The sequence below is a fragment of the Thalassospira sp. UBA1131 genome, assembly GCF_002311515.1.
In the GTDB taxonomy this organism is placed as follows: domain Bacteria; phylum Pseudomonadota; class Alphaproteobacteria; order Rhodospirillales; family Thalassospiraceae; genus Thalassospira.
Genome location: NZ_DCAO01000048.1, coordinates 12,669 through 22,723 on the forward strand (window position 1 = coordinate 12,669; position 10,055 = coordinate 22,723).

Genomic DNA, 10,055 nt, shown 5'->3' on the forward strand with positions numbered 1-10,055 from the left:
CCATCAGTTGTATTGTTTTCGCGTGACTCAGATCCGAAACTCAGTGCGCCACGCGGTCATGGGCCGAATGCAGTCAGTATTGTACGCGAGAGTGATCTGCGCCAACTCACCGTTAACCGGGTGATGGAAGTCATTCGCGAACGTCTCGATTTGACCGACTAAAAATTCAGGTTTCAGTGTAATTTGGCGATCTCGGACAAAGGCGCGGAAAATGGCGCTTTGCGGGCGCTGTAATTGCCTAAAATCATTGCTTTCTGAACGCACGTGGATATGCTAGGTCAGGTTTCAAGGAAAACATCCCTGAACGTCCTTGCGTGTTTTTCTGTTTCTAACCGATTTGTTTGATGACCATAGGAGATTATCCATAGCACGACCACGCAAACCGATGCAGCCGACCAAGGAAGGTCCGCGCGTCAATGAGGATATCAAAGCCCGTTCCATCTGTGTTGTTGACTCTGAAGGCAACATGTCCGACCCGATGACGGTGCGTGAAGGCATTGAAATGGCAGCGGAAGCTGGACTTGATCTTGTCGAAGTCGCTCCGAATGCCGAGCCGCCAGTTTGCAAGCTGATTGATTACGGCAAGTTCAAATACGAACAAAGCAAGAAGCAGAACGAGGCCAAAAAGAAACAGAAGGTTATCGAGGTCAAGGAGATCAAACTCCGTCCGAACATCGATATCCATGACTACAACGTCAAACTGCGTGCTGCGCAGAAGTTTCTTGGCGGTGGAGACAAGGTGAAAGTCACGTTGCGTTTCCGCGGACGTGAGATGGCTCACCAGGACCTCGGTCTTGGCATGCTCCAGCGTTTTTCGGGGGACCTTGAGGATCTCGCAAAACCGGAGATGATGCCAAAGATGGAAGGCCGTGTTATGATTATGGTATTGGCGCCGCGTTAAGACGCGGCGTTTTGCCTTTTTACCCCAAGGTTCAAGCCAAAGAGGGAATGCCATGCCAGTCGGAAATGATCTTTTGATCGTGGGCGTCGATGATGACCCCAAAAGTCTGGTTCTTCTGAAACGAATCGTCGAAAGCGGTGGGTTCACATTTCAGGGTGTTTCCTCTGGCAAGGATCTTCTTAAACTTCTCAAGACCAAACGTCCGCGCATCATTCTGATGGATATCATGATGCCTGACATGAACGGGTTCGAGACCGCGATCAATGTCCGGACCCAGTTTCCCGATCTGGCCTGTGCAATCATTTATGTCACGGCGCGACAAGGTGAAGAAGACCTGCGGGGTGGTGTTGCCGCCGGCGGCAATGATTTCGTGCTGAAACCGATCAATCGTGAAAAGCTTATGAGCCGAATCGAAAAATGGATCGGTCGGGCACATACCATCAAGACCGCAATCTGACCGTTGCCTGAAGCCTAATTGTGTTTTCGGCCATTCTTTCTGATCTCAGGTTGTTGTGCCCCTTTTACTGGCCAAGCCACCCGACAATCGTCTCAATATAGACCGAGAACATAGAGAAGCTGACCACGCCAAGTGCGGTGGTTACCAGCACGATCGAGGAACTTCGTACGATATAGCGGTCATAAGTCGTTGCTATCACGAACACATTTCCCGCTGTCGGAAGAGCTGCCAGTAATAAGACGGCTTTTGTTTCAAGCCCGCTTGCTGAGCCAACAATCCAAAACCCGATAAATACTGCAATGGGGTGCACAATCAGTTTGGCAACCGACATGGTGGCAAGTTCGGCGCGCTTTTCGGCAATCGGTCGCCCAACCAGCGCAACGCCAATGGCAAACAATGCCGCCGGACCTGCACTTTGCCCCAACAAGTCCAGCAAGTAGTCAACGCCGTCGGGCCAATCAAGATTAAGCAAACTTGCAAGCACGCCGATGATGATTGCAAGCACAACCGGGTTGGTCAGGGTGCCTCTTATGATCTTGCCTGTTGGATGGCTGCCCTTTGCGTGCTTTGTCCCTTCCAGCAACAAAAGGGAGAGCGGCAGCATCACAATCAAATCAACTGCAAGCGCTACAATCAGCGGCACAGTCGCCAGTGGGCCAAGCAACCCGATGATCAGCGGAAGCCCCATGAAGCCGACATTGCCCATGGTGCCGGCAAAGGAGAACAGCGTCTGGCTGGCTGGATCAAGATGGAACACGCGCGAGGCGATGAGCCGCGAAATGCCATAAACCACAAGAGTACCGCCGCCATAGGCGAGGATGATGTCAGGCTGCCAAATCTCTGACGGGCTTCGGGTTGCAAGTGCCTTGAACAACAGGGCGGGCAGCGCAAAATAGAACACAAAGCCGTTGATGCCGCGCATCCCGTCGGGTGATACGATCTTGAACTTGCCGCCAATCCAGCCAAGGCCGATCAGTGCAAAGAATGGCAAAATGATTGATGTGATTTGCGACATGTGATCAGTCAGATGGCAAAATGCGCGATGATGGATTGGGTCTGAAAAAGTGGTGCCTGCGCACAATGGCGGCTCAATGTCCCAAAAAGCAAGGGGAAAGGGCTGAATTGGCCCTTGAAAAAGGTTAAGTCGGAGTCTATAACCACCCGTCCCCAAAACAGGTGGTGAGGCTGGAAGGTTTATATAGATCCTTCAGGGCATGCCCAGCCGCCGTAGGGGATTTCGTTTTCATTGCTTTTGCAAGGATAGAAAAATGCCCAAGATGAAGACCAAAGCGAGTGCGAAAAAACGCTTTCGCCTGACCGCCAGCGGAAAAGTCCGTCACAACGTGGCAAACAAGCGCCACCTTCTGACTGCGAAACCGACCAAGATGAAGCGCCAGGCACGTGGCACGGAGATCCTCTGTGACGCAGATGCCCGCATCGTCAAAAAATTCCTGCCGTACGGTTAAGGTTGAAGGAGAGTTAAATGGCTCGTGTAAAAGGGGGCGTGTCTTCACACGCTCGTCACCGCAAGGTTATTAAGGCTGCCAAGGGTTACCGCGGCCGCCGCAACAATACTTTCCGCACCGCCGTTCAGGCTGTGGAAAAAGGTCTGCAGTATGCATACCGCGATCGTCGCGTTAAGAAACGCCAGTTCCGCTCGCTCTGGATTCAGCGTATCAACGCTGGCGCACGTGAGAACGGTCTGAGCTATTCCCAGTTCATGAATGGCCTGAAAAAGGCTGGTGTTGAACTGGACCGTAAGGTTCTTGCCGACATCGCAGTGCGTGAGCCGGAAGCTTTCAAAGCTCTGGTCACCCAGGCGCAGGCTGCACTGGACTGATAAACCTTTGTAAAAAGGTTTCATCGGCACTTGCCTGATTTGATCAGGGGCGGCCATATTGGCCGTCCCTTTTCTTTTTGTGATTTTTAAACCCAAGCCAAAGCGTCGGAAGTTATGGAAAACATCGAAGCATTGCGCGAAGAGGTTCTGGCGGAAGTCGAAAAGGCAGCGGATCTGACCGCGCTTGAAGACGTCCGCATCAGCGCCCTTGGCAAGAAAGGCCGCATTACCGGCCTGATGAAAAACCTTGGCAAGATGGACCCTGACCAGCGTCGTGAATTTGGTCAGACGCTTAATGCCGTCAAGGACCAGGTCGCTGGCGCAATCGAAACCCGTAAAACTGCCCTTGAGGATGCTGCCCTCGAGGCGCGTCTGTCGGGCGAGCGGATTGACGTCACCCTGTCCTCGCGTCCGGATGAAACCGCGGGCCGCATTCATCCGATCAGCCAGACGATTGATGAAATCGTCTCGATCTTTGGCGAAATGGGCTTTGCCCTGGCCGAAGGCCCTGATGTTGAAGACGACTTCCATAACTTTACCGCACTGAACATTCCGCCGGAACATCCCGCGCGTGAAATGCAGGACACCTTCTATCTGCCCGAACAGGAAGATGGTTCGCGCCTTGTGCTGAGAACGCACACCTCGCCGGTGCAGATTCGGACCATGCAGTCGAAACCCCCGCCGATCCGCATCATTGCGCCGGGTCGTACCTATCGCTCTGACAGCGATATGACCCATACGCCGATGTTCCACCAGGTCGAAGGTCTGGTGATCGACAAGAAGACACATATGGGTCACCTCAAGGGCTGTCTGCTTGAGTTCGTCAAAACCTATTTCGAACTTGATGATGTGCCGGTCCGCTATCGTCCAAGCTTCTTCCCGTTCACCGAGCCGAGTGCCGAAATGGATATCGGTTGTTCGCGCAAAGGTGGGGAGCTCAAGATTGGTGAAGGCGACGACTGGCTGGAAATTCTTGGCTGCGGCATGGTTCATCCGCGCGTGCTTAGCGCCTGTGGCCTTGACCCCGAAGAATATCAGGGCTTTGCCTTTGGTATGGGGATCGAACGTATCGCCATGCTGAAATACGGTATTCCTGATCTTCGCACCTTCTTCGATACCGATCTGCGCTGGCTGAAACATTATGGTTTCGTGCCGCTGGATGTACCGAATATGGTAAGGGGCTGAGATAATGAAATTCACACTGAATTGGCTGAAACAGCACCTTGATACCGATGCGTCGATTGAGGTGGTTGCAGAAAAACTGACCGATATCGGTCTTGAAATCGAAGGCGTGACCGACCGTGCGGCAGCCCTTGCCGACATCCGTGTCGCCCACATTGAAGAAGCCGGCCAGCATCCCGATGCTGACCGCCTGAAGCTTTGCCGGGTTAATACCGGTGACAAAATCATTCAGGTCGTTTGTGGTGCGCCTAATGCCCGTACGGGACTTAAGGTCGCACTGGCACAGCCGGGCGCGATCATTCCGATTGATGGCTCAAAACTGAAGCCGGGCAAGATCCGTGGTGTCGAAAGCCAGGGTATGATGTGCTCCACCCGCGAGCTCTGCCTTGGTGAAGACCATGACGGCATCATCGAACTGCCTGAAGATGCCGAAATCGGTGCACCGGTTGCTTCTGTCCTTGGTACGGATGATCCGATCCTTGAAATCGGCCTGACCCCGAACCGTCCGGATTGTACCGGTGTCCGCGGGATCGCCCGCGATCTGGCGGCTGCGGGCATCGGCACACTTAAGGCCGATCCGCGACAAGAGCCGGTCACTGGTGCGTTTGATAGCCCGATTGGCGTTACGATCAGCGGCGATATTGCCACCAATAATGCGGTTCCGGCCTTCTATGGCCGTTACATCCGCGGTGTAAAAAACACCGAAAGCCCGGAATGGCTGAAAGCCCGACTGGAAGCCATCGGGCTGCGTCCGATCTCCGCCCTGGTGGATATCACCAACCTTGTTACCCATGACCTTGGCCGTCCACTGCATGTGTTTGATGCCGACAAACTGTCAGGCGACATCAATGTGCGTTATGCGACCAATGGTGAAAAGATCGCAGCCCTTGATAACAAGGAGTACGAACTTTCCGACTCCATGGTGGTGATTGCTGATCAGGCAAAGGCACTGGGTATTGGTGGCATCATCGGTGGTGAAGAAACTGGCTGCCTTGAAGAAACGACCAATGTGTTTGTCGAATGCGCACTGTTTGATCCGATCAGCATTGCCAAGACCGGTCGTAAGCTTCAGATCAATTCCGATGCGCGCTATCGGTTTGAGCGTGGCGTTGATCCGCAGTCGGTTGCCTGGGGCATGGAAGTTGCCACCCATCTGATCACCGAGATCTGCGGGGGTGAAGTATCCCATGTCGTCAAGGCGGGCGAAGTACCAAATCCGCGCAACGCCTTTGATCTGCGCATTGATCGTATTCGTGAGCTGGGCGGCGTTGCAGTTGAAGCAGATCGTGCGATTGAAATCCTGAAATCTCTGGGCTTCGAGGTTAGTGGTTCTGCGCCTGTCGTTAACGCCGTCTCACCGACCTGGCGTCCGGACATCATCGGTGAAGCCGATCTGGTCGAGGAAGTCCTGCGCATTGTCGGTTATGACAAAATCCCGACTGTCCCGCTGGAACGTGAAACCAGCTTGCCAGTTCCGGCCTTGTCGCCGTTCCAGAAACGCGTTGGTCTGACCCGCCGCGTTCTGGCATCGCGAGGTCTTTATGAAACCGTGACTTGGTCATTTACCGACTCGCGTTGGGCCAAACTGTTTGGTGAACTCAAAGACGGTCTGTATCTGGCGAACCCGATCAGTTCCGACCTTGATATCATGCGCCCGAACGCCCTGATCAATATGATAGCGGCGGCCGGTCGTAACCAGGCCCGTGGTTTCTCAGATCTTGCGCTGTTTGAAGTGGGGCCGGAATTCTTTGGCGATCAGCCGGGCGATCAGCGTCTGGTGGCCGCAGGCTTGCGTTCCGGTGCAACAACCCCGCGCAGCTGGACCGGTTCACGCCGTGATGTCGACGTCTTTGACGTCAAGGCCGATGCCGAAGCCCTGATCGAAGCACTGGGTACCAGTGCCGCCAATGTTCAGGTCAATACCGATGGTGCACCGGAATGGTATCACCCGGGCCGCTCAGCAGCCCTGCAGCTGGGGCCGAAAAATGTTCTGGGCTATTTCGGCGAATTGCATCCAAAAGTGCTTAAGGCGCTTGGCGTCAAAGGCCGCGTTGTGGCGTTTGAACTGTTTGTTGAAAACGTACCGATGCCCAAGAAGAAGGGCACGGCCCGTCCGGCCTTGAACGCATCAAGCTTCCAGTCGGTCGAACGCGACTTTGCCTTCCTGCTTGATGAAGCTGTGAAGGCAGAGGCGATCATTAAGGCCGCCAAAGGTGCCGATCGTAATATGATCACGGATGTGACGATCTTTGACCTTTATGCCGGCAAGGGGATTGAGGATGGCAAGAAATCACTCGCCTTCTCGATCACGCTGCAGCCGACCAAGGCAACCCTGACCGAAGAAGAAATCGAAGCGGTCTGCAAAAAGATTGTCGAAGCGGTTGAGAAAGCCACGGGTGGCTCTCTGCGCGCCTGATCTTTCGCCAAAGATACGAATAAAAACGGGCTGCCCAACATTGGTGCAGCCCGTTTTGTTTGTGGGGTATCGGTCAAATTTACCGACCAGGGCGTTTGCGCAGGATGGCGTATTCGTCCTCATCCAGATCAAGCGCGATCAGATCCGGCCCATTGGTAAAGACATGCCATTCCATATCGGTGTCGTCGCATTCGATGGTCAGCTGATCGACCATGCTGTTCCATTCGCAACGTTCACGATCATCATCGGCTTCCAGTCGACCTGTACCATCGTCATCAAGATGCATGACAAGAATCTGCTCGTCCTCGTCAATTGAATAGACGGCATATGTTTCGTTTGCAAAACGGTAATTGATTTCTGCACCATCCAGCCGGCGCCAACCCCGCGGCAGCGGCTCGCCCGGTTCATGTTCGGCGAAGTAATAAGCCAGTTTCTGCATGTGGCTGTCATTCATGGTGCGCATGTCCGATCCACATGCGCTGAGCGCCAAAAGGGCCAGCATCACCGGAACAGATTTGAATACAGGGCGGGACAGGATCATGGTCTTGAACATCTAACNNGCGGCCGCCATGCTGTTCAACGATTTTGCGGCACATAGACAGGCCAAGTCCCGTTCCAGAAAACTCGTCCTTATGCAGGCGCTGGAACAGGCGGAAAATCCTTTGTGCATGCTCGGGGTGAATGCCAATGCCGTTATCGCGCACCGAAAAACGCCAATGGTCGCGCATCACCGGGTCAGGTTCGACCGTAATGGAAATATGCGGTGATACGCCGGGGCGGCGATACTTGATGGCATTGGATAAAAGGTTCTGGAACAGCCGCGACAGGGCAATCCGGTCACCTTTGACTGTCGGAAGATCGTCATGGGTGATGGTGGCATGTTCACGGCCAATTACGTCCTTGAGGTCCGCCTGCGCCTCGTTTAGCACCTGATTGCAGTCAATCGGTGCGAAATCTTCGCGCGTTCCGGTCTTGGCATATTCAAGCAGATGGCTGATCAGCTTGTGCATGCGCTTGGCACCATCGACGGCAAAGTCGATATATTCGTCGGCTTCCTGATCAAGGCTGCCACTATAACGCTGCTTGAGAAGTTGCGTATAGCTGGCGACCATGCGCAGTGGCTGCTGCAGATCGTGGGATGCCACATAGGCAAATTGTTCGAGGTCTTCGTTGCTGCGTTTGAGCTGATCAAGTGTGTCGCGCAGCTTGTTGGCATTTTCGACAAACTCCGTTACATCCCGCGCACTGCAAAAGATCATCTCGTCAAACGGGCCCACGCAATGCCACGCCAGCCAGCGAACATTGCCCTTGCGGTCGAGTACGCGCAGGATTGATTTGCCATCACTGATCGTCGCAGTGCCGTTTTTCTGGCGCATGGCCGTCATCGCGGTTTGTTGGTCCTCGGGAACGAACAGCATAAAGAAAGGTTTGTTGACGATGTCATGCACCGGCAACCCCATCAGCTCTTCCAGGGCGGGGCTAAACCCCTTAAGGATGCCGTCCTGATTGACCACAATGGCTGGTTCCGGCGTATGGCGCAGGTAGGTTTCAAACGGATGGCACAGTTCCTGTTGTGCCGCAGTTTCCAGAAGCAAAACCGAAATAAATTCCCGATTGTCTTCGCTGTAGCGATGCGCCATCAGATAGAAACGCTGCATCTGGTTTTTGGCTGTGCGGATATCGACCATGGTGCCAATCCGGGCATCCTGCCAGATATTGTCAATCAGCGGTCCGCGAAGCTTTGTGCGGGATTCCGATGACAACCGGTCAAGAAAATCCGTCATGGTCGGTTCGATGTTTTCGGCTGTCGGACCAAGGATTTCCGGCCAGTTCAGTTGTGCTGTCAGTTTTCCGTCGGTGGTCTCCACCGGCCAACTGATCACGGCACAGCCGCATTCCGCCAAGGTATTTTCCGTATCGCTGAAATGTTCGGCAAGATGTGCGGCACGCATGTGCTGCCGTTTAAGGCGATGCCACAACCAAACCGCCAGGCCACAAAGAATGGTCATCGCCATGACAAACATCAGCGCGTGCAGGATAAAAGCATCACGCCAGTTATTCAAAAGCGCGCTGCGCGGCGTATAGGCCACCACGATCCGGTCGATTTGTGGCAGTTTGCTATAGGCCAGAACCATGACTTCGCTGCTGTGAACACAGACAAGGGAATCGCGATCAGTTTGTTGGGTACTGATATAGTCGCCCAGATCGCCGATCAGATGCGGCGGGATAAAGCCCTTGATCTGGTTAAGCTGGTTATCAAGCAGACCAACGGTAATGTCGGAATTGTCCGCCACGATCTTTTGCAGGTCGACGTCATTATGAAGCAACAACATCGATCCCAACCGAAAGGCGGTTGCTTCAAGTTGGGCACTGGCGTGCTCGACCGCGCTGTCATAAAGCGTTTTCTGAATGAAGAAGAAGGAAAACAGCAGGACGAAAACACCCGTCAGCGTCAAGGCGGCAAGCCGTTTGCGCAACTTCACAAGACTGCGCCGGGACAGGGATGGCTCGATTGACATTATGAACATGTTATTGGCGTGCCCCTGCCAGACAGAGTTATGGTTTCCTCAACCTTGAAATTTAAGACCTTTTCGCGCGGTTGAAAAGTATGCAAACAAATGAATGTAAGCGTTAAAGGCCTGTTTTGTGATGCACCCGACATCTCGTGACCAAGACCCTTAACGTGATCACGTTCCGGCATGTGATGGCCGTGCCAGACTGCAGGTTATCCACAGACGCCGTGAACATAACACAACGCTTCTAATTCCGTGCAAAAACCCCTATAAACCCGCTGGTGATTGATCCGGGATATATCAGAACCGATTTCCCGAACGATGCAATGATCACGCAATGCTGGTTTTTCCGATCATGCCCCTTCGCATCCGTGATGCGATAAGGCCTGATGTCGCTGCCGAAATTGGCTGGCTGACGGGGCAGGGGATATTGGAAAGAATGCGATTTGCGCGTTATGTATCAACCGGGTATCTGGTGATCACACCGTTTCGAAACAATGTGCCACGCGGCGAAATGCCAGCCAATTTTAGTGCCAGAAGCAGCCAAAAATGACTGACCTTAAGAACATTCGTAACTTTTCGATCATCGCCCATATCGACCACGGTAAATCAACCCTGGCCGACCGCCTGATCCAGTTGACCGGTGGCCTGACCGAACGTGAAATGGCCGATCAGGTTCTCGATTCGATGGATATCGAACGTGAACGTGGCATCACCATCAAATCCCAGGCCGTGCGGCTGAAATA

The 10,055-nt window shown here is 53.6% G+C and carries 9 protein-coding genes and 1 pseudogene; 7 read left to right on the plus strand and 3 right to left on the minus strand.

Annotation, left to right across the window (positions count from 1 at the left end):
- Positions 1–385 precede the first annotated feature (385 nt).
- Together infC and B3Z49_RS07775 are read left to right on the plus strand one after the other, a co-directional pair.
- A complete protein-coding gene (gene infC, locus B3Z49_RS07770) occupies positions 386–901 on the plus strand; it encodes a translation initiation factor IF-3 (protein ID WP_008888578.1) in 516 nt (171 codons plus the stop codon).
- Between the two features lie 52 nt (positions 902–953).
- Positions 954–1,358, plus strand: coding sequence for a response regulator (locus B3Z49_RS07775; protein ID WP_008888577.1), 405 nt, complete (start codon positions 954–956; stop codon positions 1,356–1,358).
- A gap of 64 nt (positions 1,359–1,422) precedes the next feature.
- Here the strand turns inward: B3Z49_RS07775 and B3Z49_RS07780 are convergent, their stop codons facing one another.
- On the minus strand, positions 1,423–2,373 hold the full coding sequence (locus B3Z49_RS07780; protein ID WP_296989635.1) for an AEC family transporter: 951 nt from the start codon (positions 2,371–2,373) through the stop codon (positions 1,423–1,425).
- A gap of 253 nt (positions 2,374–2,626) precedes the next feature.
- On the opposite strand from B3Z49_RS07780, the gene rpmI reads away from it, so the two are divergent.
- The 4 genes from rpmI to pheT all read left to right on the plus strand — a co-directional run bounded on the left by rpmI (position 2,627) and on the right by pheT (position 6,796).
- The gene (gene rpmI, locus B3Z49_RS07785) at positions 2,627–2,824 is read left to right on the plus strand and encodes a 50S ribosomal protein L35 (protein WP_008888575.1); all 198 of its coding nucleotides are present in this window, start codon (positions 2,627–2,629) and stop codon (positions 2,822–2,824) included.
- A 17-nt stretch (positions 2,825–2,841) separates the two neighbouring features.
- A complete protein-coding gene (gene rplT, locus B3Z49_RS07790; protein ID WP_008888574.1) occupies positions 2,842–3,198 on the plus strand; it encodes a 50S ribosomal protein L20 in 357 nt (118 codons plus the stop codon).
- A gap of 114 nt (positions 3,199–3,312) precedes the next feature.
- Positions 3,313–4,383 (plus strand): phenylalanine--tRNA ligase subunit alpha, encoded by a 1,071-nt coding sequence (gene pheS, locus B3Z49_RS07795; protein WP_296989638.1) that lies wholly within the window; start codon positions 3,313–3,315, stop codon positions 4,381–4,383.
- Between the two features lie 4 nt (positions 4,384–4,387).
- Positions 4,388–6,796, plus strand: a complete 2,409-nt coding sequence (pheT, locus tag B3Z49_RS07800; protein ID WP_296989639.1) for a phenylalanine--tRNA ligase subunit beta — start codon at positions 4,388–4,390, stop codon at positions 6,794–6,796.
- 79 nt (positions 6,797–6,875) lie between these two features.
- Here pheT and B3Z49_RS07805 read toward each other — a convergent pair whose 3' ends face one another.
- Entirely contained in the window at positions 6,876–7,259 is a 384-nt protein-coding gene (locus B3Z49_RS07805; protein ID WP_296989640.1) for a hypothetical protein, read from the minus strand.
- Positions 7,243–9,324: a sensor histidine kinase gene (locus B3Z49_RS07810; protein WP_296989643.1), complete on the minus strand. Its 2,082-nt coding sequence runs from the start codon at positions 9,322–9,324 to the stop codon at positions 7,243–7,245. The genes B3Z49_RS07805 and B3Z49_RS07810 overlap by 17 nt, the downstream gene beginning before the upstream one ends.
- A gap of 534 nt (positions 9,325–9,858) precedes the next feature.
- On the opposite strand from B3Z49_RS07810, the pseudogene B3Z49_RS07815 reads away from it, so the two are divergent.
- Positions 9,859–10,055: pseudogene (locus B3Z49_RS07815) on the plus strand (GTP-binding protein); the annotation flags it as partial.

What these genes read in the sequence shown, in the direction of transcription:
- infC (WP_008888578.1), top strand. Translation starts at nt 386, where the DNA reads ATGCAGCCGACCAAGGAAGGTCCGCGCGTCAATGAGGATATCAAAGCC.
- B3Z49_RS07775 (WP_008888577.1), top strand. Translation starts at nt 954, where the DNA reads ATGCCAGTCGGAAATGATCTTTTGATCGTGGGCGTCGATGATGACCCC.
- B3Z49_RS07780 (WP_296989635.1), bottom strand. Translation starts at nt 2,373, where the DNA reads ATGTCGCAAATCACATCAATCATTTTGCCATTCTTTGCACTGATCGGC.
- rpmI (WP_008888575.1), top strand. Translation starts at nt 2,627, where the DNA reads ATGCCCAAGATGAAGACCAAAGCGAGTGCGAAAAAACGCTTTCGCCTG.
- rplT (WP_008888574.1), top strand. Translation starts at nt 2,842, where the DNA reads ATGGCTCGTGTAAAAGGGGGCGTGTCTTCACACGCTCGTCACCGCAAG.
- pheS (WP_296989638.1), top strand. Translation starts at nt 3,313, where the DNA reads ATGGAAAACATCGAAGCATTGCGCGAAGAGGTTCTGGCGGAAGTCGAA.
- pheT (WP_296989639.1), top strand. Translation starts at nt 4,388, where the DNA reads ATGAAATTCACACTGAATTGGCTGAAACAGCACCTTGATACCGATGCG.
- B3Z49_RS07805 (WP_296989640.1), bottom strand. Translation starts at nt 7,259, where the DNA reads ATGCGCACCATGAATGACAGCCACATGCAGAAACTGGCTTATTACTTC.